Annotated in this window: 23 protein-coding genes; 5 read left to right on the top strand and 18 right to left on the bottom strand. The window is 44.6% G+C overall.

Annotated elements, in window-relative coordinates:
- Positions 1–61 precede the first annotated feature (61 nt).
- The 7 genes from E6W40_RS08270 to E6W40_RS08240 all read right to left on the bottom strand — a co-directional run bounded on the left by E6W40_RS08270 (position 62) and on the right by E6W40_RS08240 (position 10,377).
- Positions 62–2,452, bottom strand: a complete 2,391-nt coding sequence (locus tag E6W40_RS08270) for a helix-turn-helix domain-containing protein (protein WP_136605047.1) — start codon at positions 2,450–2,452, stop codon at positions 62–64.
- A gap of 97 nt (positions 2,453–2,549) precedes the next feature.
- On the bottom strand, positions 2,550–3,428 hold the full coding sequence (locus E6W40_RS08265; protein WP_425464916.1) for a carbohydrate ABC transporter permease: 879 nt from the start codon (positions 3,426–3,428) through the stop codon (positions 2,550–2,552).
- A 12-nt stretch (positions 3,429–3,440) separates the two neighbouring features.
- Positions 3,441–4,358, bottom strand: coding sequence for an ABC transporter permease (locus E6W40_RS08260; RefSeq protein WP_374706177.1), 918 nt, complete (start codon positions 4,356–4,358; stop codon positions 3,441–3,443).
- A gap of 147 nt (positions 4,359–4,505) precedes the next feature.
- Positions 4,506–6,128 (bottom strand): type 2 periplasmic-binding domain-containing protein, encoded by a 1,623-nt coding sequence (locus E6W40_RS08255; protein WP_136605044.1) that lies wholly within the window; start codon positions 6,126–6,128, stop codon positions 4,506–4,508.
- Between the two features lie 242 nt (positions 6,129–6,370).
- The gene (locus tag E6W40_RS08250) at positions 6,371–8,143 is read right to left on the bottom strand and encodes an alpha-L-fucosidase (protein ID WP_136605043.1); all 1,773 of its coding nucleotides are present in this window, start codon (positions 8,141–8,143) and stop codon (positions 6,371–6,373) included.
- Between the two features lie 17 nt (positions 8,144–8,160).
- Complete coding sequence (locus E6W40_RS08245; protein ID WP_136605042.1) at positions 8,161–9,348, bottom strand: glycoside hydrolase family 88 protein; 1,188 nt, start codon at positions 9,346–9,348, stop codon at positions 8,161–8,163.
- 228 nt (positions 9,349–9,576) lie between these two features.
- Complete coding sequence (locus E6W40_RS08240; RefSeq protein WP_136605041.1) at positions 9,577–10,377, bottom strand: sulfite exporter TauE/SafE family protein; 801 nt, start codon at positions 10,375–10,377, stop codon at positions 9,577–9,579.
- A gap of 126 nt (positions 10,378–10,503) precedes the next feature.
- Between E6W40_RS08240 and E6W40_RS08235 the strand changes: the two genes are divergently transcribed.
- The gene (locus E6W40_RS08235) at positions 10,504–10,668 is read left to right on the top strand and encodes a hypothetical protein (RefSeq protein ID WP_168928855.1); all 165 of its coding nucleotides are present in this window, start codon (positions 10,504–10,506) and stop codon (positions 10,666–10,668) included.
- A gap of 109 nt (positions 10,669–10,777) precedes the next feature.
- Here the strand turns inward: E6W40_RS08235 and E6W40_RS08230 are convergent, their stop codons facing one another.
- The 5 genes from E6W40_RS08230 to E6W40_RS08210 form a co-directional block, all read right to left on the bottom strand.
- Complete coding sequence (locus tag E6W40_RS08230) at positions 10,778–11,005, bottom strand: sulfurtransferase TusA family protein (protein ID WP_136605039.1); 228 nt, start codon at positions 11,003–11,005, stop codon at positions 10,778–10,780.
- Between the two features lie 39 nt (positions 11,006–11,044).
- Entirely contained in the window at positions 11,045–12,202 is a 1,158-nt protein-coding gene (locus E6W40_RS08225) for an MBL fold metallo-hydrolase (protein WP_136605038.1), read from the bottom strand.
- Positions 12,203–12,234: 32 nt separating this feature from the next.
- A complete protein-coding gene (locus tag E6W40_RS08220; protein ID WP_136605037.1) occupies positions 12,235–12,630 on the bottom strand; it encodes a DsrE/DsrF/DrsH-like family protein in 396 nt (131 codons plus the stop codon).
- A gap of 25 nt (positions 12,631–12,655) precedes the next feature.
- Positions 12,656–13,243: a sulfurtransferase TusA family protein gene (locus tag E6W40_RS08215; protein WP_136605036.1), complete on the bottom strand. Its 588-nt coding sequence runs from the start codon at positions 13,241–13,243 to the stop codon at positions 12,656–12,658.
- A gap of 71 nt (positions 13,244–13,314) precedes the next feature.
- Positions 13,315–13,635 (bottom strand): rhodanese-like domain-containing protein, encoded by a 321-nt coding sequence (locus E6W40_RS08210; RefSeq protein ID WP_136605035.1) that lies wholly within the window; start codon positions 13,633–13,635, stop codon positions 13,315–13,317.
- Between the two features lie 295 nt (positions 13,636–13,930).
- Here E6W40_RS08210 and E6W40_RS08205 point away from each other — a divergent pair, with 295 nt between their 5' ends.
- Together E6W40_RS08205 and E6W40_RS08200 are read left to right on the top strand one after the other, a co-directional pair.
- A complete protein-coding gene (locus E6W40_RS08205) occupies positions 13,931–14,767 on the top strand; it encodes a sulfurtransferase (protein WP_136605034.1) in 837 nt (278 codons plus the stop codon).
- Positions 14,768–14,845: 78 nt separating this feature from the next.
- On the top strand, positions 14,846–15,712 hold the full coding sequence (locus E6W40_RS08200; RefSeq protein WP_342774686.1) for an MORN repeat-containing protein: 867 nt from the start codon (positions 14,846–14,848) through the stop codon (positions 15,710–15,712).
- A gap of 95 nt (positions 15,713–15,807) precedes the next feature.
- Here E6W40_RS08200 and E6W40_RS08195 read toward each other — a convergent pair whose 3' ends face one another.
- The 6 genes from E6W40_RS08195 to E6W40_RS08170 form a co-directional block, all read right to left on the bottom strand.
- The gene (locus E6W40_RS08195) at positions 15,808–16,194 is read right to left on the bottom strand and encodes a hypothetical protein (RefSeq protein ID WP_136605033.1); all 387 of its coding nucleotides are present in this window, start codon (positions 16,192–16,194) and stop codon (positions 15,808–15,810) included.
- A 52-nt stretch (positions 16,195–16,246) separates the two neighbouring features.
- On the bottom strand, positions 16,247–16,618 hold the full coding sequence (locus E6W40_RS08190) for a GntR family transcriptional regulator (protein ID WP_136605032.1): 372 nt from the start codon (positions 16,616–16,618) through the stop codon (positions 16,247–16,249).
- Complete coding sequence (locus E6W40_RS08185; RefSeq protein ID WP_136605031.1) at positions 16,615–17,271, bottom strand: ABC-2 transporter permease; 657 nt, start codon at positions 17,269–17,271, stop codon at positions 16,615–16,617. Before E6W40_RS08185 ends, E6W40_RS08190 begins: the two co-directional genes overlap by 4 nt.
- Positions 17,264–18,118, bottom strand: coding sequence for an ABC transporter ATP-binding protein (locus E6W40_RS08180; RefSeq protein WP_136605030.1), 855 nt, complete (start codon positions 18,116–18,118; stop codon positions 17,264–17,266). The genes E6W40_RS08185 and E6W40_RS08180 overlap by 8 nt, the downstream gene beginning before the upstream one ends.
- 414 nt (positions 18,119–18,532) lie before the next feature.
- Complete coding sequence (locus E6W40_RS08175; protein WP_136605029.1) at positions 18,533–18,718, bottom strand: hypothetical protein; 186 nt, start codon at positions 18,716–18,718, stop codon at positions 18,533–18,535.
- Between the two features lie 263 nt (positions 18,719–18,981).
- The gene (locus E6W40_RS08170) at positions 18,982–19,548 is read right to left on the bottom strand and encodes a TetR/AcrR family transcriptional regulator (protein ID WP_136605028.1); all 567 of its coding nucleotides are present in this window, start codon (positions 19,546–19,548) and stop codon (positions 18,982–18,984) included.
- Between the two features lie 164 nt (positions 19,549–19,712).
- Here E6W40_RS08170 and E6W40_RS08165 point away from each other — a divergent pair, with 164 nt between their 5' ends.
- Positions 19,713–20,675 carry an SDR family NAD(P)-dependent oxidoreductase gene (locus tag E6W40_RS08165; RefSeq protein WP_136605027.1) on the top strand — a complete coding sequence of 321 codons (963 nt, stop codon included), beginning with the start codon at positions 19,713–19,715 and terminating at the stop codon, positions 20,673–20,675.
- A 41-nt stretch (positions 20,676–20,716) separates the two neighbouring features.
- Positions 20,717–20,929, top strand: a complete 213-nt coding sequence (locus E6W40_RS08160; protein ID WP_136605026.1) for a hypothetical protein — start codon at positions 20,717–20,719, stop codon at positions 20,927–20,929.
- Positions 20,930–21,009: the final 80 nt, after the last annotated feature.

Below are 21,009 nucleotides of genomic sequence, written 5' to 3'. Positions count from 1 at the left end.
TACGAATGAATTGCTATCAGTCAACAATTTATCATGTCCAATATAGTCTTTTCACAAGCTGCTAGCCTGTATCATCCGACGCATAGGCAAGCATATTTTCACGATATCTTCCCGGAGTCACCCCTTCAATTTTCTTAAAAGCACGGATAAATACGACATCACTCGTATACCCGACCAGTTGGGCAATTTGGACATTCGTCAGATCCTTATCACACATATGCTGCTTGGCCAGCTCAATCCTTTTTCTGACGATGTAATCACTGAGATTCATCCCGCTTTGTTTTTTATAAAACGTGGAGACATATTGTGGCGTCATATCAAAACGGTCGGCAATCATGCCAAGTCCCATATTCGCGTCCGTGATATGCTCCTCCAAAAACTGTGACATATCCTGCAGAAGTGCAGCACTATGGTCCGTCCGGTCCGTGACGAGCGATTCCGCCAGCATTTCATATAGCTTTTTCATCCGATTATGCATGCCTTCTGCCGTTTCATATGAAAAAACATCCTTCACCAGATCAAATTCCGGTCCGAGAATGTCATTCTGGTCCGTCCCGGTTGCATTAATGATCTTCAGAAAAGTACTTGTGATGTTGAAGAACAGGCATCTTCCGAGTTCAGGCGTAATACTCCCCGATTCAAAATTCATCATATAGATCGTATCCAGCAGCTTGAGTGCATGATCCGTGTCTCCGCTGCGCACAAAATTGATAAGCTGAACTTCGATATCAATCGGATAGTAATAGTGCGAGTCGACATTCGTAATATCCTGGAAGTAGATGATGGTACCTCCACCTTTAATAATACGGTATTCGAGAGCAGCTACCGCTTCAGCGTAGCTTTCTCCGATACTTTTGGCACCCGTATGAGGAAGGCCCACAGCTACTGTAATGTCAATTTTAAACCGCTGTTCGATCATGTTCTTGAATAACTCGGCCATGTCCTTAATATCCTGCTCAACATGATCTGATATCTCTGCAGAATAGTTATTCAATAACGCTATGCGATCCCGGTCAAGCTCTACGGCAAATGTCTTATGCGGACTTTGGATCATATCCATTCCGATATTGGAGACGATAAACCTGGCAAGCGCCCACTGTTCCTCGCTTTGTTCTTGATTAAATCTGGAGATGCTATCCAGCTGAACCACAATGACCAAGAAGTAATCGCTTACAAAAGAAATATCCATGAACCGCAGCGATTGTCCGCCTGCATGGGAAGCATCGACCTCCATTTGTCCCCGGATCAGCCGCGAGAGAAAATTGGAGCGGATGACAGGAGTCTGCTGGGCCAACAGGCTGCGCAGGTTTTTTTCCTCATGCAGAGAACCCTCAATCGACCGCACAATAAATTCATATTCATTTCCGGATAACTTACCGCTCCACTCCTTGCCCCCGAGAATAGTATTTACCGCTTTACGGAGCGGGCTGTAATTCCGGTAAGCCAAGGTAAAAGCAGCAGAAAGGCCCACGGCAAGACAAAGGCCAAACAGCATCAACGTCCATTTTTTAATAAGTATGACCTGCTGCATAAAGACACTTCTTGGCGTGACCAATACATATTTCCAACCTTCCTTCTTGGAAGGCGTATACGAGACCACCTTTTGGTCGCCGTTCAGGGTATGATTGAACAGCCCGCCACTGCCATTAATGCTGGACAAGAGGGCGGACGGGAGAGGCTCCCGGTCCGTAGCCATAATGGTCCTTCCGTCTCCGTCGACTATGTAAATCGAACTGTCGCTCGCGGATTCAATCTGGGCGAACATCTCTTTGATCTGGCTTTCATCAATCAGGATAACGAAGCTGCCTGTGATATCTTTCCGGTCGCGGCCAGGAAGAGACTGTGTAAACGTGATCACATTCAGCGGCGTTTTCTCAATGCTTTGCATCGGATCATATTCCGCACGACGTAGCAGGGTAGCGGAAGGCAGATATGCCATCGTATGGAAACTCGTTAATATTTCTTCACGCCACTGCTCGTAGGACATACCCTGGTAGCTGTAATACATATCATAGAACTTGCGGGAATCCGTCAGAAGACCAGACTTAAGGACCAAATCACTATTACGGAAGTAAACATAGTAATCCTGGATGAAATTTGTGATATTCCCCGGCCTCGACAGAGTATCACGCATAAACTCTATGAATTTATAGCGGTCCGGGCTGTTCTGATCTTCATTCAGCTTTAACAAATATTCGAGCTTGGGATCAAATATAATCTGTTGGGCCAATTTATCAACTTCGTTCAATTTACTGTCCAAAGACAGTTTAAGCTGCTCAAGCATCGCTTGATTGGATCGGTTTGCTCCATTTTCCAGACTCTCTTCCACTTTCGTATATAGAAATGCACCCATGGAAACAGGAATAAGCAGCAAAACCACATTCGAGATTAACATCGTAATCCATACACTTCTCAAATTACGGAAACCAAGTGATTGAAGCAGCCATTTCACCAAGCATCCCCCCTACCTTATTCATGCATCATACAATATGCGTGAGTATGAACGATTACGTTCATTATAATGTAACCGGGCAGGGCTGGACACTATTTTATTCTTTGATGGCACCAATTAATACCCCTTTGACAAAATACTTCTGCAGGAACGGATACAAACAAATAATCGGTAGTGTAGAAACGATAATGGTGGCATATTTAATCGTCTCCCCTATAGCGTATTTGTCATCGGCCGCAACGCCTGTGGACATGGAATCAGTCGAGTTCGCGATCAAAATTTCACGAAGCACAAGCTGAAGAGGATACATCGTGCGGTCGCGTAAGTAGACAAGCGCAGAAAAATAGGAGTTCCAGTGTCCAACAGCGTACCACAAGATCATTACCGCAATAACCGGCATAGACAAGGGAATGACGATCCGAAACATAATGGTAAACTCCCCTGCCCCGTCGATTTTGGCGGACTCTTCCAGAGATATAGGGACGGCCTGGAATGCGGTTCTCATGATAATCAGATTAAATGTCGAGATGGCACCTGGAATCAGCAGCGCCCATGGGGTGTTCATCATTCCCAGCTTATTGATCAGAATATAGGACGGAATCAATCCCCCGCTGAATACCATGGTCAGGACGATACCAAACATCAGAATGTTTTTGAAATACAGATTACGCCGGGAAAGTACATATGCTCCGAGAGCCGTCATAAGCAGGTTAATTGACGTTCCCGCGGCAACATAGAAGAGCGTGTTCCTGTAACCGCTCGTGATCATCGGATTTTTGAAAACCGCTTTGTAAGCATCTAAATTAAACCCGAGCGGTTTCAGCAGCATACCCCTATGCTGAATGAAGCTTGCTGCGTCACTTAAGGAGGCGAACAGCACATATAAAAAGGGATATAAAGTAATGAAGCAAAGAAGCAGCATGAGCAGTGTGTTGATGACGCTAAATACTTTTTCACCTGTCGTTTGCGCGCCCATGATTTTTCCCCCTTACCACAGTTTATTTTCAGAAACACGTTTGCTGATTGCATTGGCAGAGACGATCAGGATGAGACTGATTACCGAATTGAACAGACCGACCGCCGCCGTAAAGCTGTAGCTTGCTTCGAGTATCCCTTTCCGGTATACATAAGTCGAGATCACATCGGCTGTTTCGTAAGTGAGCGGATTGTAAAGCAAAAGCACCTTCTCGCTTCCGACGGAGAGCATATTGCCCATATTCAGGATCAGCATAATCACAATCGTTGGCATAATGCCTGGAATGGTAATATGAAAAATCTGTCTCCAGCGGCTTGCTCCGTCGATTTTGGCTGCTTCATACAGTGTCGGATCAATATTCGCAATGGATGCCAGATAGATGATAGACCCCCATCCGATGCCCTGCCAGATACCGGAGGATACAAAGATAAACCGGAACCAGCCTGATTCCTTCAGAAAATCAATCGGGGCAATGCCGAACATTCCAATCAGTTGATTGATGAGACCGTCACGGCTTAAAAAATCAAACATCATGCCCGCAACCACAACAATTGAAATAAAATGCGGCAAATAGGAGATAGTCTGGACGAAACGCTTGAACATCATCTTTCGGATTTCATTGAGAAGCAGTGCTAAAATGATCCCTGCCGGAAAACCAAAGATCAGATCATAAACATTAATCAGAACCGTGTTCCGGATCAGCCTCCAAAAATAAATGCCGTTAAAAAAGCTGTCAAAATGCTTAAAACCTACCCAATGGCTTCCCCAAATCCCCTCTGCCGGCGAATAATCCTTAAACGCGATTAACAGCCCGTACATTGGACCATAGTGAAAAATGAGATAATAGGCAATGACGGGCAGCGCCATCAGGTAAATGATCCAGTTGAGACGGAGATCCTTCCGGATCGTCTGTCCTGTGGAAAGATCCATATTGCTTTTCTGCGGACGCTTGTTCATAAGTTTCTTATTTGATACCTGCCACATTTGTCTCCCTGCCCTTCGAGTAAGAATCTTCCCGGGATAAGCCGGGAGATGACCTTGTCATCTCCTGCAGCCCAAATCCCTTTTTAGTGAGCATTAACGCTTATTAAACCGATCCAGAGCCGCCTGCTGAATTTTAATGGCATCTTCAATACCCATAGCCTCGATTTTCTTGACATATTTATCGAAGTTATCCAGTGACTCAGCGCCCATAATAAATTTCAGGAACATTTCGTCCTTGTACGTGTTAATGTCCGTCATGATGGAAGCATACTGCGAGCTTTCATCTTTCGTCGGTGTCACAAGCGGCATTTTGCGTTCCCCGGTTGGCTGAGACCAGACCGAAAGCGCATCCTTCTGGTTTGGCAGCGCCAAATACTGCATTTGGAAATCGTCAGAAAGGACAAATGGAGCACTCCATGTGGAACGGTTATGTTTCGCAAACGACTGCTGAAGGCTTACCCCACTCGGCGGGTTAAGCACTTCCGGTAGGAAGACAGGCTTACCATTTTCCATGGTGTAGGCTTCGCCTTCTTTACCATAGTTGAACAGCAAATCCCCCTTGTCCCCGTATGCGTAATCGAGCCATTTGACCGTTTCGACCGGGTTCGGATTACTCGCCGAGATGGCTGCCCCTATTCCGTTTGTCGCAAAATCCTTTTGACCCCAAATCGCCTTGTCACCTTTGTTCAGTACCGGATATGGAGCGGCAACGAGATTGAAGTTCGGGTCCTTGTCCTTCATCAAATTGGCATATTTACCGATACCGCCGCCATTATATGTCGGAGCTGCACCGAGCTGGTTGCCTGTCATTTTGGCGTCGAATAATTTATCGTTCGGAGCAGCGAAGTCCTTATCGAGCAGGCCTTCCTTATACCATTTGTTCATCGTGGTCAGAAATTCTTTATACTCTGGCTGAATCGGACCATATTTCACACTGTTATCGATCTGGTAGAACCCATAGTTGATACCCCAGGCACCCAGGAAAGGAGCGTCGATACCCATATCATCCTTGGTGATGTAGAGCGGGATTTCATCCGCTTTGCCGTTGCCGTTGGGATCTTTCTCTTTAAACGCCTTCAGCACTTGATACCACTCATCAATCGTCGTTGGCATTTCAAGTCCGAGTTTATCCAGCCAGTCTTTGCGGATGGAAGGACCGTAGAACACCCGGACCTTATCACCGCCGCGGAAGAATGGGAACATATATAAACTTCCGTCATCCGTGGTCACCTGCTTTTTCCAATCCGGATGCTCATCCAGCAGCTTCTTCAAATTCGGCGCATATTGATCGATAAGATCATTCAATTTAATAATTTTGTTATCCTGGATCGCTTTCTCCGGTCCTCCAGGGTAACCGATCCATCCCGTCTCTATTACATCCGGCAGCTTCTCGGAGACCATCATGAGATTGAACTGCTCCGACGCTTGAGCCGCGTCTGTCGGCGGGTGCTGGAAATCGACCTTTACTCCGGTAACGTTCTCAAGTTCTTTGTACATGCCCATTTCCGCATATGTTTTCATTTGTGCTGCAGCTGCAGAGTGCATGCTCACCCAATATGTAAGATGACTTAGCTTTGGAGGCTCGGCTGTCTTGCCTTCTGAAGACGTCCCTCCCTTGGCCTCATCTTTTCCTGAACCGCTGCCGCAAGCGGCTAGTGATAAAGCCAAGGCGGTTACCAAGAGCATTTGACCCAACTTTTTAACTTTTCTTTCCATGAAAGCGCCTCCCTTTTATTCATTTCGAATGTGCCGGACTTTCGTTTCATCGATCAGCCGGTATGCAAAGTATAGAGAATAGTCACAGCCGTTAGGAACTGGAACATTTTCATAAGCCCTGTATTTTCGTAAGATTACGGACTGACGATTCTAATGTTCACTTGCAATTTTAAATATTGTTGGTTCGCTCCATCGTAGAAAACACCTGTAACGGCGGGCTTTTTACATATTTCCGATGCCTTTTAAGCACTCGGATCTTCATCGACACGAACAAGCCTTACCGCCCGGAGCTTCACTGGGTCGGCATGCCATATTTCCGTAAACCGGGGAGACGGATCCTTGAGTTTCGACGAGATGAGTGCTAAAGAATATGTCCCTGGTGCATCCCAGCGTACCTTACCTAAACTGGACAATACAGCGGTATACGGATGCTGGCATGAAGGAGAATCCTGATCCGCTGCATCCTCTCTTGGATCAATGGCTATGCATTGCCCTGCGGTTTCCAAAACCACGGGTTCTGGATACAAATCTGCCCAAACCTGGTCTTGTCGTTTATAACTGACCAGAAAGACCTCATACGTTCCTGGATCAACAAGCTTAAAGGTCCATTTCACGCTGCGGAGTGCGGTAATTCCCGCCTCTTCATCAGAAGGCCGGACAAGACTATTTTGTGCAAGCGGTACATCCAGCTGAAAGGAACGATAAGGCAGCTGGGTAAGTGAACGGTCAAAGTCATCCTTACCTTCCAGCTCCAGCACAATCACGGATACATATGCGTCTGTTGGCTGTGGGGGCATTTGTAGACTCAATGTATGCAGATTCAGCCCCTCATCATAGGTCTGCACAAATCCAAGTTCTTCTTTGTTCGGATCGGCCAAGCTATAGGCACAGAGCACATGATTGCGTATCCCGTTGATCCGAAGCCCATTCTCTGGCCATTTGTTATTGTGAATATGCAGATACAACCGTCCAGGCCGGGTCGTAATCCCTCCCCACTGCAGCTCACATGGAAATGGGCTTCCGTCCGTTCCATAGATGGCTTCCGCATTCCGGTGAGTCCATTCGCCAACCTCACGCAACCGTTGCGCCGATAACTCAGGTATCTCACCTTCTGGAGTCGGTCCCACATTAAGCAGCAGGTTGCCACCTTTTCCAATTACATTCACAAGCTTATGAATCAATGACTCAGCCGTTTTCCACACCTGATCCCGGGTCGTGTAACCCCAAGACTGATTGAGCGTCATCGGTGTTTCCCAAGGCCTCCTGTCCTCTCCACTCATCCCAATTTCATTGTCGCCTTTGGACACATAATCGCCCATCCCCATAAAATGGGAAACCCTTGAATTCATTAAGCATTCCGGCTGGAGACTGCGCACATACTGAACAATGTCCTTACTGTCCTCCTCAGACAAGCCTCCCGCGGTATCAAACCATAATAACCCGATCTTCCCGTATTCGGTCAGTAATTCCCTGAGCTGAGGCTTTACTTTGCCTTCCCAGTATTCAGAAAACCGCTTCTCTTCCAGCTTGTAATCCCAGGTATTGTTATGCTCTTTATGAAGCGAATGCGGATGATGCCAATCAATGACATGAGAATAGTAGAAACAGAGTGTGATTCCTGCTTCCTGGCATGCCTCCGCCAGTTCTTTCATTGGGTCTCGGCCAAACGGTGAAGCATCCATAATGTTGAAGGGATCTGCCTTAGATTGAAACATGGCGAAGCCGTCATGATGTTTTGCAGTGATGACGATATATCGCATTCCCGCCTCTTTCGCCAGCGTTACCCAGGCTTTTGCGTTAAAGGCTGTTGGATTAAACTGCTCAGCCAGCTTCTCATATTCATGTACCGGCAGCTTCTGTGCATACATGAACCACTCGCCTTGAGCGGGGATCGCATATAATCCCCAGTGGATGAACATACCGAACCTTGATTTGGTCCACCATTCTGTTTTCTGATCCCGATCTGCCATCTTCACAAGATTTAGTCCATCCTTCTGTTTACCTTGTTCATCCATATGTCCCGCCCCTCTCTTTACCAATAAGGCTTCCAGTCTCTAGTTACACGCATGAGTGCTTCATACATGTAATAATCGCCCCAGATGCAGCATTCGTCCACACCGTTGTTTCCAGGTTTACTGTACACCGCATGAAGTAAAATTCCGTTTGATTCCGGCACTTCCTGCGTCATGTAATGATCAATCAGGGATTCCAGAATCAGCAAAGCCGCATTTTCATATCTGCGTTTAAGCGGATCCGTCATTGGAAGATGAGCAGACGTTTCCAGCAGTCCACATACGGCGATGGCAGCAGCCGAGCTGTCCCTTTCTTCCTTGCCTTCTGTAAATATCAGATCCCAGTAGCAAACATAGTCCTCCGGAAGCCGGTTCAGAAAATAGTTTGTTATTTTTTTCGTTAGATCGATCAATTGAGCATCGCCAGTATAGCGGTAAGAAAGCGGGAATCCGTATATCCCCCATGCCTGCCCCCGAGACCAGCATGAATCATCCGCATGCCCTTGTGCTGTTGAGCCATACTTCGGTGCCCCCGTCTCGGTATCCATATAAAAGGTATGAAAGCTTGAGGCATCCTCACGAATGAGATACTCAGCAGACATCTGAACATGGGATGCCGCAGCTTCATAATATTTACGGTCACCTGAAACTTCACTTGCCCAATATAATAGCGGTAAATTCATCAAACAGTCGATAATCATCCTGCCCTGCTGCTTCGGATCGCTGAGATTTCCCCAAGCCTGGATAATCCCGGCTTTCTCCAGATAACGGATGTACAGTAGGTCAGCAGCTTCCAAAGCGAGCTGTTTGGCCTCTTCATTCCCGTTCAGTTTGAACGCCGATACGCAGGAAAGCGTATACAAAAATCCGAGATCGTGGGTGTCTGTGTAACGGCGTTCCTCGATTCGCTGCCTGTAACTGCGAAGCTGCCTTTCTGCCGCATGCCGGTATTTCTCAGCACCTGTTGTCTCATAAGCGAGCCACAGCATCCCTGTCCAGAATGCCGGAGTCCACTCGGTATTGCCCACCTGCCGGTATATGTTCCCCGTACTGGCTTCTGAAGGAAAAGTGTCTGCGAACGTTTCAAGATTCCGGTCCACTTGTCCCAAAATAAATGTGATCGCTTCCTGGCATCGCTCTCTTGTGAGCCGCGGGGCTTCATCATACCTGCTCGTAACCTGAATTTCTTCGTCTCTGACCTGTTTCATGATTGCCATTCCTCCCAGCGATTGAAGAATCGTCTTGGGTTGAATTGTAACCAGTGCAAGCCCTTTATCACAATCGTTATATTTTCTGATGTACTGCTGTTTTTACTTCATTTAAGCTGAGGTGAAAAAAAGTCTGCCTTGTTTAAACATCGTTCCATAGCAAAAAAGCCCGCGAAATGTTCACCTCCTGTACAAGGGATCCATCTCAAGGGCTTTTTTTCAAATGCGTTACGAGGAAAAAATCCCCCACCAGATTTTGATTGCGGTGACTGCGATCAGTACGGCTAGACCGATACGCAAATATTTGACGTTTAAATGACGGCTCACCTGTGTGCCGAACGGTGCGCCCAGCACACTGCCTATAACGGTGAAGAGCGTAGGCAGAAAGGGGATTCCCCCTCCAATAAGTTTTCCAGAGACACCGCCAATAGCGGAGATAAACACAATGGCTAGTGATGAGGCTACCGTAACCCGGGTAGGGATTTGCAGCAAGGTCAACATGATCGGAATGAGGATGAAAGAGCCTCCCGCTCCAACGATACCGGATACGATCCCGACAAGCAGTGCCGCAACCGAGGCGGTGATTGGATTGAATGTGACGCTATCCAGCGTTACTTCTTCCCGGCTTCCCCTGTTTGGTATCAGCATCAGAATGACAGCTATAACGGCCAACACACCATACACGATGTTTATCGTATCACTGGGGAGATATCTTGAGCTAACACTCCCTCCCAAGCTGCCGATCAGAATACTGATTCCCATGTTTGTAATCAGGCCCATATGCATGAGCGGCTTTTCTGTCTTACTCTGCTTCCTGAATGCAAGCATGCCGGCCAACGAGGAAAAGAAAACCTGGAACATACTGATTGATGAAACCTCTTTGGCTGTAAAACTGCCCGCATGAAACAGTTCAGGAACGTATAGAAGCAGTGGATAATTAATTATGGCTCCGCCAATACCAAGCAGTCCCGAGAAGAAGGAGCCAATCAGTCCGATGAGAAACATAATGATAAATCCCGTTACTTCCATATAAGTGCACCTCCTCTGACGGTCAATTTCCGAATAAACTTTTTGAAATGCACTATACTAACAGCACAAGAAGCGTTATAATGAATAAAACCAAGTAATTCAATGGGAATAGGATGGTGGATGAGCATGCTGGCCAAAATTAAAAGCCTGTTTCAGGATCGCTGCCCGGATTGTTCCGAACCGCTCATTGCTGAATCAGATCATCTCCGCTGCATCAAGAGCTGTCCGAATCAACATTATACAGAAGAAACCTACTGCCATCTTAATGTCAGAATTATATATCACAGTTAACTGTTTCGATAAAATCACAAACACTCCGTGGTACCGGAGTGTTTGCTTTTTTATGAGCAGCTTCTTGAATCAATTTCATAACTCATTCAAACGATAAAATTGATTCCTCTTACTTCTTTTTTATCCAAAACGTATAGATGCCGTTTTCTTCTCTGTTCTCCAGCAGCTGGTGGCCTGTAGAGTTAGCCCAGCCGGTCAGATCATTTTTTGACCCCTTATCTGTCGACTGAACTTCTAGAATTTGACCCGTTTGCAGTTCCTCAATTGCTTTTTTGGTTCGTACGATCGGCATTGGACAGGCAAGCCCCTTGGCATCAAGCACTTTATCTGCGTTCATGAATATTCCTCCTTCTTGTCTCTCTTTAAGATTTCCATTTTATTTATCGTGCACGGCACAGCGGTTAGGACCCATTTCCATTTCACGCTGCTGCTCTTCATCCGGATTGATTCTGCCCATGTTCGTCTGACGGATTTCCTGATAAGCATTGGGCTGAGGCGGCAGATTTTCAGTTACTGTCTTTCTGAATTCTATTTCATCTGCCATATTAAGGCCCGGATTGTGACTGAATAAATCTCCCAGCTTCGCCGATACCTTCCCTTGATCGTCAAGCTCGGTTACTTGACCAAAATGGGCAGGCAGTACAACCAGCTGTTCAGGCAGGTTTCCATAGAGCTCATACAAGGAATTCCGAAGATCACTGACCCAATCCTCGGCTTTGCCGGCAAGATCCGGACGGCCGATCGAGGCGATAAACAGTATATCACCTGTCAGCAGGTATTGGTCATCAATCAGAAAAGAAGTGCTGCCGATCGTGTGACCTGGGCTGTAAATCGGGTGCACCTTTACTTTGCCGTTACCAATCAGAAGATCCTCATTCTCCACAAGCTGATTATACGGGTAGGTCACTTCATCCGCATCTTTAGGAGGCAGCCAGTAGGAAGCTCCAGCAGCTTGGGATAAATCCCGTCCTCCGGAAATATGGTCAGCATGAAGATGGGTATCCAGCACATGCTTAATCTGTACATTATGCTTTTTGGCAATATCAATATATGGCTGTATCAAACGCGCCGTATCTATAACTACTGCCTCATCTTCAGAAAGTACCATATAGGAAAGACAACCTTTGCCCATTCTGACAAACTGATAGATTTCCCCACCACTCTGCAGCTCTCCGACTTTGACAGGCTCCAGATGCTCACTCCACAGCTTCATACCGCCTTCAAGGTAATATATATTTTCACGTCCGGTTTCCGCAATCTGCTCTCCGATGTACTGGGATGAGCCTTCTTTGGCGCAAACGACAAGGAGACGCTTATGGTCAGGAATTCGGTCAAGCGCAGGATCTATACCATCCAACAGGTCAAAGTAAGGAATGTTGATTATTTCAATATTCTCGCCTTCGATTTTCCAATCGTTGAATTCAGTCTCATTACGCACGTCCAGAACAAACAGTTCCTCATGTCCTGCGACGATCTGTGTCAATTCATGCGGGGTCATTTTGGTAAGTGATGATTGCTTCGTCTCTTCAGACATGGTTACACCTCCTCTTTGTGTCAATACGATATTTAGAACGATAAGGAAATGTTAGCATCCTTGGCGTAATCGATAAAGGTCGCTGCTCCGCCCACTTCAATGCCGTCGATAAAATCTTCTTCATTCAGGTTCATCACATCCATGGTCATTTGGCAGGCAATGATTTTCACACCCAATTCTTGAGCCATCGATACGAGCTCCGGTATGGAAGGTACATTCGCCTTTTTGAATCCCTCTTCAAAATGTTCCGCACCCGCTGGCATAGGAAGCTGATGATGAGCTTGCTTGTGAATCAGGTTCAGACCTTCAAATGTAAAGAAGATGCCTACTTCTGCATCGCTTGCCGCTGCTGCCGTTGCGATATTGAATACCTTGTATGCGTCGAACATTCCACCGTTTGCTGCAATAATTGCTACTTTAGTTGCCATTTTTCTTTTCCTCCAATAGGTTAATTTAGTTTAATGGTTTGACTTCATCCCGCTCCACGGATCCTGTCCATTCGGACATACCGGGAACGACGTTTTTAAGGTTTTTGAAGCCTTTCTCCGTCAAGAGATTGGCCGCCAAGTTACTGCGGTTGCCCGTGCGGCACACAATATAAATTTCATCCTCCGGATTCAATTCGTCAGCACGCTGTTCCAAATCTCCGAGAGGTATATTCTTTGATCCTTTCAAGCGGCCGAAGGCATATTCAGCAGGCTCGCGGACATCCAAAATATGAATCTCCTGTTCCCCATCCAGCAGTCTCTCCAGCTCATCATTACGAACGGAATGCGGGAATGTGATTTCTTCCTTGATCTCATCCGGCTCCGATTTGCGGACATAGTGCCGATACACCTTATCTTCCTGTTGTGTACCCAAAAATTGATGGCCTGTAGATTTCGCCCACGCCTGAATATCTGCTACGGAACCTTTGTCTGTCGCCTGCAGCTCAAGCACCTGGCCGGCATCCAGTTCATTTATTGCTTTTTTGGTGCGGACAATTGGCATTGGGCAAGCCAGCCCTTTAGCATCAACAACGCGGTCAACTTTGATATCCATACCTTCACCTTCTTCAATATTGTATCGAGACAGCAATGGATCATTGCTTTTTCGGATGAGTATTCTCTCGCTTAATCTCTTGTTGTTTGCCCTTGCCAGTTCATCATTCCACCGGCCATATTATGGAGCTTTTGATGTCCATAAGATGACAGAAATTCGCAAGCCTGGCGGCTGCGATTGCCACTACGGCAGATCACGACAGTTTCTTTGTTTCGATCGATTTCATCATGACGCACTTCAAGCTGGCTCAGCGGAATCAGCTTAACTTCCTTAATATGTCCTTCCTGATACTCGGCCAATTCCCGTACATCAATAAACTGCAGGTCCTCACGCTGACTTTGAATCCATTCTTCTACTTCCTGTGGCGTAATGTCTGACCATGATTGATTCATCTGTGTGTCAGCCTCCTTCCTGTTTATTTTATTTAATACCCCTTAGGGTATTAAAAATTTCAAAAAAAAGATAGGACAACCCTCTCTCACATTTAATACCCCAACGGGTATAAATTCTATCCTGTTCTCCGCCTCATGTCAAGTTTAGTGTTTGTTATGAGTTCAATAGTAAATCGGGATATTGTTTGAATTAACAACCTGAGGATGCGGTTTAATCCATAAGCTTTGGATGCGTCTTCTTTTATTTTTCGATATAATGACGTCATACATATTAAACATGAAAGAAGGAATCACTATGGAACCGATCGTCTCTACTCGATGGCTTCTTGCAAGGTTATACGAGCCGGAAATAATTATAGTCGATTGCCGCTTTGTACTCACTGACCCGGAAGCTGGACGTAAAGCCTATACGGAAGATCATATTCCCGGCGCAATCTATTTAGATCTGGAAGAACAATTGTCTGCTCCAGTAAGCACGCATGGTGGACGGCATCCACTTCCTGAGGTTTCAAAGTTAACTACCATTCTTAGTGAGGCTGGCATGAATAAAGATAGTATTGTTGTTGCCTATGACGATCAAGGAGGCATCTATGCTTCTCACTTATGGTGGATGCTCCGATATTTGGGTCATGAACGTATTCATGTCATGGATGAAGGCTATTCTGCGTGGAAAAAAGCCTCCTTCCCGGTCAGCGATCACCAAGTGGTGCGTATTCCAAGTCAATATCAAGCTCATGTACAGCAAAACATGCTTGTTAGTATGGAAGATGTGCAAAATGTGGTCAAAAACGGCGGTCCACTTATCATCGATTCACGGGAATCACGCCGATATGCAGGTGTGGAAGAGCCTATGGATGCCAAAGCCGGACATATCCCCGGTGCAGTTAATAAGTTTTGGAAAGATGTACTGGATGAGCAAGGTCGGTGGAAAAACGCAGATACACTCAAAATTCAGTTCTCGGATCTAGATCCTGAGCAAGAAGTTATTGTGTACTGTGGCTCAGGCGTAAGCGCGTGCCCGAATGTACTGGCGCTTGGGAAGGCTGGATTTAAGAATGTGAAGTTATATGCTGGGAGCTGGAGCGACTGGATTTCGTACAAAGAGAATCCGATTGCGACGGGAGAAGAGTAAGAGCCACGAGGCCGCGTCCGTCGCGGTCTTTTTATTTTGATGATGTACCGAAACTCATGCAAAGAAAACGGGGGCTGATTGGCTTATGGTTGCACTGCCCGCCCATGCATATTTCTACCTCCCTTAGCAACTTATTCCGCCGATTTACGTCTATATGATGAGATGAAATTTAGAAAAAACACATCATTTGCATACATGAAGGGTGGACTATCGATGAAAAAAGTAACTGCACTTTCTATAACTATGGCGCTTTGTGCATCTCTAACAACTGCCTCTTTCGTTACCGGACCATCCTCGGCAAGTGCAGCACCCGTCAAGGAATGGGTGAAAATCTCCGAACAAACATCCTATTATGGTGAGGTTAAGAACGGGGTCCCTAACGGACGCGGGACAATGCTCTGGGGGGAACACAAACAGTATTCGGGTGATTTTATTGATAGTAAACGCGAAGGTACGGGAAAATATATGAATGAATATGGCTCCGATGGAGAAAAACATACAGTAGTCTACATCGGCGCATGGAAACAAGATAACATGAATGGAAAAGGAACGCTTACCCATAAAGTCACCATGGAAGACAGCGCGGTCCGTTCGAATGAAATCCTAATGGGTGCTTTTACCAATGGAACGCTTCAAACCGGATATGACGTGATTCACGCCCTGGCCGATCCAGATTACAGTTTCACCTACAAAAATTCGCAGGAAACGCTCTCCATCCTGGGAAGCAATATCAACATGAAAAGCTCGCTAAAAAAAGGCAACTTATTCAGTGTGGACTATCGCAACGGCTCCACGGTCAAGAGCTGCTCGATTTTTCCCGCTGAAACCAAGGCCAAACAACGCAAAAATGATGCAGATTTGAAATATTTGCAAAGCATCTCCCTCAAATTAAATCCTTACCTTGAGGAATTTGAAAAGTTATCCAAACAAGTTCCGCTGAAATAAATGCATGTATGATATGAACTCGTGAAAAAAGCCGAACCTTTTATTAAATAAGGATCGGCTTTTTAGCATTTAATGATCGACCAAAAATCCGATTATTACCCCATGCTAATCGATTTCACAGGGCGGGAGTATAAAGCACGACCGAGGAAAAGGCCCCCAATGGCAAAAACAACCGACATCCAGATTCCGATCTGGCTCGTTGCTAAATACGACGGAACCATTATATTTAATGTGACTTTCAGAACAACAAATACGATGAGTGTTCCAACTACATAGAGTACCCTCTTGCCCGATCCGATTTTCCCTAATTCTTTTTGAGCGATTGCCCACCCTTGAATCATCCCCGCCAACATGCCTATGACGACTACCACTAGTAACAACATCCATTCAATCTTTCCGATGCTGTTCGTTGCAATAGCCCACACGATCCCGGCAATAAGAAGCGTCAATCCGATGAAAAGTATTTTATCTAACCTTTTCATTATTCTTCAAACCCTTCTGTTTAGAGTATATTGTACGTGCAAAAACGACTTATCAAATTGGATATACCTTCTTCAAAAGCTCAATAACTTCTTCTATAGTGAGACCAAAGGATTTGTAGTATGAAGTGTCGCTAACCATTTGCTCCAAGATCATATCGTTGCGTTTTTGAAGCATCTCATCGGATGAGAGTTCGGCTACAAAACATCCTTTACCTGTTACTGTATTGATCAAGCCGCTTCGTTCGAGTTCTTCCCAAGCTTTCTTTACGGTGATGACACTGACACGAAGCTCCAGGGCTGCTTGTCGAATAGGTGGTAAACAATAGCCGCTTTCGAGCTCCCCCTTCAGAATTTGGGCACTGATTTGTTCGAAAAGCTGCTGATAAATCGGTTTTTCAGATGTGCTCGAGATAGATACGTTCATAAGATTTCTACTTTTAGGAACCGTTTGACTGCAATTCGAATAGCAATCATGGTGAACGCAATGAATATCACGATTCCTGCGATCAGAATGGATATTTGAAGTGCCATATTGTGGGCCCCGGTACCATTGAAAATGTCGGACACAAACGAACTTTGGATTCCGATCCATTGTGCGACTCCGCCAAAAAGCATAGCGCCTGCAATGGATGCGGTCGCTGCCCCGCCGAATTTATACGCTGTTTTGTAATACATGGGTATAAAGATCATGTTGAAGATCGCCAGCATGACAAAACAAAGTCCCCAAAAACCCATGTGCGGTGCGAAGAAATAGTATGTCAAATGCGGATATAAGCGAATCGTGATCATGCCATAGATCATGGCAATGACAAGATGCAATAATTCCAGGATGACAATAACGAAGACCCTTGCTTTTACCATGTCCTTTTTGGTAACGGGCATCATCGAGGTAAATATTAAATCGTTCTGCGATCTAAATTGGCCAAACATATTGGGTATCGTAATCCAACAGAAATACATAGGGACGAGAAAATAGAGCCAGCCGGGAACAAGCATTAAGGCGCCCATTAATAAAGGAAAGACGAAAAACATAGGATTTACGCCTAATTTCAAATCCTTCATCACCAAGTTATACATAGATATCCTCCTTTTTTGCGAAATAAATCATGATTTCCTCGAGGCTCGGCGTAATCGTTTTAATATCGGAAGAGGGATCAAAGTCCTTGGAATGAATCAATCCTGTAAATCCGAATGAATTGATTTTGTAGGAAATCAACTGTTCTTTCACGCGGTTTAGCTGGCTTTCGTTACCACTTAGTAAGCGATAGGACTCCATAAAGTCGTTTTTCTCCGAGCTGGCGATGATTTGCCCGTTTTCGATAAAGGTAATAAAATCCGCGCATTTTTCCAAGTCGGTTGTAATGTGAGTCGAGAAAAGAATGCTGATTTCGCCATCGACTACGAGCTCTTGAAAAATATCCAACAGATCATCTCTTGCGATCGGATCGAGTCCGCTTGTCGGCTCATCGAGGATGAGAAGCTTCGCGCCATGGGATAAAGCAAGAGCCAAATTATACTTTACTTTCATCCCCGTCGACAATTCGGCTATTTTTTTATCTTCATCCAATTTGAATCTTCTCAAATAGTTGTAATAGGTTTCATCATCCCAATTTTTGTAGAACTTCTTAATGACATCGGTCAACGTTTTCAACTTGCTGCGGGTATAGAAATCGATGCCGCCAAATGCGCATCCGATTTCCTGCTTCAATTCGGTTTCATGTTCGGCCGCGTTCTTGCCCAAAATACGTACTTCACCGCTATCGATATGAATCATATTCATGATCGATTTTATGGTGGTTGTTTTTCCTGCGCCATTGGCACCGATAAAACCCATGATATAACCCTTTTCCAGTTGAAACGATACATCTTTTAACTGGAAATTGGGGTATTTCTTATTTAAATTTCTAATGTCTAATGCCAGCATACCGTACCTCCTCTTTGAATTGTGTATGTTGTGTATGCACAATATATCATCCTGAAATTTCGATGTCAATAATTAAAAAGGAAAAATTTCCAAGATTATTACTGTGGATGAAGTTGATTGGTTATCTTATACCGGGCGTCTGATTGCTATGAGAGAGCAGTAAGAAAAGAAGACCCTGCACTAGGTGCAGGGTCTTCTTTTTTCGTAAAACTATAAGTTCATAAATTTATCCCTGACTATGCAATCTCTATGGCTGATTACAGAAACAGGTTCGGTTACGGCATATATTTTTCCGCTAAGCTGGTCACATAACCGTCTTTTGAAGTAATTGTGCATAGAACTGCGCATCGGCTTTCCCATGCTTCCTTCCTCGGTGATTAAACCATCGGTCATCCCTTCTGCCAGGATCCTCCCCTAATCTTCAAGCTCGTCCAGCTTTGCTTCCAATTCAGCCAACTTGTGATTCGCTTGATTCACTAATTCCTGAAGGCCTGCGGCTTCTGCTCGTTTCTTTTCTTTTTTGACAGCCTGAATCTGCTGTTCCAGATAGTGAATATCAGCTTCAATTCCCGAATTGTTCCAGATCTGCGAATAAGTCATATCCAACCCCTTTCTTATTATTAAAATATTTACATATGATTAAATATGTGCTTTCAAGTTCAGATTCAAGCGAAATCCTATTTACGTATATCCAGATTAATCTATGCTACCTCTTAGAGTCTAGCTCATTCTCTATCTATTCCTGAAAAAAAAGATCACCATTTCAATCTTAGTAGATCCCGCACCAGAATGAAAAATTAAGCAGCTGACACAATGAATAGGCCACTAGCGTATACGATAACACTTGCGGCCTATGTCATTCATTAATTCATAAAAATCAGATCCAGAAAAGAATCGATAAGCTGGATGGGACTATCCAATCCTTTCTCTGATTCAGAGAGCTCTGATATATTCAGTTCCACCAGACCATGAATAAATGCGTACATCATTGCAGTGGATTGATTTGAAGATTTCCGTATATTCCCCGCCTTTTCCAAACACTTCTCTACGGAAGTAAACATAAAAAAAGCGGAAGTAACAAGTTCAGGATACATTTCCTTATCCCATTGCTTACGGAACATCAATTGATAATGCTCCTGATTGTTGATGCCAAAATCATAATAAGCAAGCAAAATGGCATACAAAAGCGGCCGTGGTTCGTAAATCTTGTCGCTTAATTGCTGAATATTTCTATTCAGCAACTCGAAATTTTCAGTTGCAATGGTTGCCAGCAAATCATCCTTATTTTTGAAATGTCTGTATAGGGCACCTCGGGACAAGTTTATTTTTTTGCCAAGATCTCGCATATTAATAGCGTCTATTCCTTGTTGGTCAATCATTTCCCTTGTGACCTGAATCAGTTTTTGTTTTGTATCGCTATTATTTTTCATAATTCCCTCTTGTGAAATAGATTCACTTTCCTTGTATTTAAAATTTTACCCCTATATGTTGACAGTGTCAACGTTACGAGGTTATACTCAGTCAATGTTGACGCTGTCAACAAAACAGATGTCCTTTTACTTATATAATGATAATCCTAAGGAGAGTGTATGAAATGAGTTCACAGAAACAAACAGTTATTATAACAGGTGGAAACTCGGGATTAGGCTACGAATGCGCTAAACAGATTGCTAAATATAACAACAATTATTATGTTATTCTAGCTTGCCGCAATGCAGCCAAAGCCCAACAAGCCGTTAATTCCCTCATACAAGAAACCAGTAACAACAACATAACCTCCATGGAATTGGATCTTTCCTCTTTGGAATCTGTTAGAAATTTCATTGGAAATTTATCCGAAATGGATTACCCGCCCTTATATGCACTTGTATGCAACGCGGGTGTGCAATTTATTGATGATACACATTATACAAAAGATGGGTTTGAAATTACCTTTGGCGTAAATCACCTCGGTCATTTTCTCCTGGCAAATATGTTGCTAGAGCAAATAGCGCCTGGAGGCCGAATTGTAATTGTTAGTAGCGGAACCCATGATCCATTGAAAAAAACTGGAATGCCTGAACCTGTATTTGTGAATCCCCAACAATTGGCTTTTCCTGAACCAACTGGTACAAATAAAGCCATTTCCCATATTGGCAGACGGCGCTACACGACTTCAAAGCTATGTAATTTATATTTCACCTATGAGCTGGCCCGTAGAATAAAGCAGCAAACCGATAAAAAAATTACCGTCAATGCTTTCGATCCTGGAATGATGCCAGGAACGGGGCTTGCTCAAAGCTATACTCCTGTAATGAAGTTTGTTTGGAACTATGTATTGCCTGTTTTAACTTTGTTCTATCCGAATGTGAATACTGTGCGCCAGTCAGGAAGTGCATTAGCCAATTTGGTAACCGATAGTAAGCTTGACCAGACGACAGCAAAATATTTCGAAGGCAAGAAACAAATTAAATCTTCCGAACTTTCGTATAACAATGAGAATTGGAGTTCTCTATGGAAGTCTAGCGTAGAAATGTCGAAATTAACACAGGCGGAGACAATTCTGAAAGTCAGATGATGTAAGAACCGATGAATCTGAAAAGGGCCGGATAGTAAAAGATGGTGGATAAAGTTGTTACAGGAACCCTGTTGCCAGCGAAAGTGAGCCAATCACGCGTTGCTGTCGTTTGCGCTATAAGGATAATTCATTCCAAAGGGTACAAAAAAGCCGCCAAAGCTATGGCGGCAGTGATATCCGTATGTGGTCAATATATAGATGAATCACTTAGAGAATCATTACTACATCATCCGGCAGCAGTTCATGCCCTGTAAACTGAATCCTAACATAAATAGCACGATCTGAATTCATAACAATTACTTGGATAGAAGCTTACCCAGCTGGGAAGTTGTAT

The sequence above is a fragment of the Paenibacillus dokdonensis genome (assembly GCF_004916975.1).
Lineage (GTDB): Bacteria > Bacillota > Bacilli > Paenibacillales > Paenibacillaceae > Paenibacillus_AQ > Paenibacillus_AQ dokdonensis.
Note: the sequence above shows the minus strand (reverse complement) of the source record. Positions and strands in the feature narration are given on the sequence as shown.

Excerpts from the sequence above, each read along its gene's own strand:
- E6W40_RS08265 (WP_425464916.1), bottom strand. The coding sequence starts at position 3,428 with ATGGGCGCGCAAACGACAGGTGAAAAAGTATTTAGCGTCATCAACACA.
- E6W40_RS08260 (WP_374706177.1), bottom strand. The coding sequence starts at position 4,358 with ATGGATCTTTCCACAGGACAGACGATCCGGAAGGATCTCCGTCTCAAC.
- E6W40_RS08255 (WP_136605044.1), bottom strand. The coding sequence starts at position 6,128 with ATGGAAAGAAAAGTTAAAAAGTTGGGTCAAATGCTCTTGGTAACCGCC.
- E6W40_RS08250 (WP_136605043.1), bottom strand. The coding sequence starts at position 8,143 with ATGGATGAACAAGGTAAACAGAAGGATGGACTAAATCTTGTGAAGATG.
- E6W40_RS08245 (WP_136605042.1), bottom strand. The coding sequence starts at position 9,348 with ATGAAACAGGTCAGAGACGAAGAAATTCAGGTTACGAGCAGGTATGAT.
- E6W40_RS08240 (WP_136605041.1), bottom strand. The coding sequence starts at position 10,377 with ATGGAAGTAACGGGATTTATCATTATGTTTCTCATCGGACTGATTGGC.
- E6W40_RS08235 (WP_168928855.1), top strand. The coding sequence starts at position 10,504 with ATGCTGGCCAAAATTAAAAGCCTGTTTCAGGATCGCTGCCCGGATTGT.
- E6W40_RS08230 (WP_136605039.1), bottom strand. The coding sequence starts at position 11,005 with ATGAACGCAGATAAAGTGCTTGATGCCAAGGGGCTTGCCTGTCCAATG.
- E6W40_RS08225 (WP_136605038.1), bottom strand. The coding sequence starts at position 12,202 with ATGTCTGAAGAGACGAAGCAATCATCACTTACCAAAATGACCCCGCAT.
- E6W40_RS08220 (WP_136605037.1), bottom strand. The coding sequence starts at position 12,630 with ATGGCAACTAAAGTAGCAATTATTGCAGCAAACGGTGGAATGTTCGAC.
- E6W40_RS08215 (WP_136605036.1), bottom strand. The coding sequence starts at position 13,243 with ATGGATATCAAAGTTGACCGCGTTGTTGATGCTAAAGGGCTGGCTTGC.
- E6W40_RS08210 (WP_136605035.1), bottom strand. The coding sequence starts at position 13,635 with ATGAATCAATCATGGTCAGACATTACGCCACAGGAAGTAGAAGAATGG.
- E6W40_RS08205 (WP_136605034.1), top strand. The coding sequence starts at position 13,931 with ATGGAACCGATCGTCTCTACTCGATGGCTTCTTGCAAGGTTATACGAG.
- E6W40_RS08195 (WP_136605033.1), bottom strand. The coding sequence starts at position 16,194 with ATGAAAAGGTTAGATAAAATACTTTTCATCGGATTGACGCTTCTTATT.
- E6W40_RS08190 (WP_136605032.1), bottom strand. The coding sequence starts at position 16,618 with ATGAACGTATCTATCTCGAGCACATCTGAAAAACCGATTTATCAGCAG.
- E6W40_RS08185 (WP_136605031.1), bottom strand. The coding sequence starts at position 17,271 with ATGTATAACTTGGTGATGAAGGATTTGAAATTAGGCGTAAATCCTATG.
- E6W40_RS08180 (WP_136605030.1), bottom strand. The coding sequence starts at position 18,118 with ATGCTGGCATTAGACATTAGAAATTTAAATAAGAAATACCCCAATTTC.
- E6W40_RS08175 (WP_136605029.1), bottom strand. The coding sequence starts at position 18,718 with ATGACTTATTCGCAGATCTGGAACAATTCGGGAATTGAAGCTGATATT.
- E6W40_RS08170 (WP_136605028.1), bottom strand. The coding sequence starts at position 19,548 with ATGAAAAATAATAGCGATACAAAACAAAAACTGATTCAGGTCACAAGG.
- E6W40_RS08165 (WP_136605027.1), top strand. The coding sequence starts at position 19,713 with ATGAGTTCACAGAAACAAACAGTTATTATAACAGGTGGAAACTCGGGA.
- E6W40_RS08160 (WP_136605026.1), top strand. The coding sequence starts at position 20,717 with ATGGTGGATAAAGTTGTTACAGGAACCCTGTTGCCAGCGAAAGTGAGC.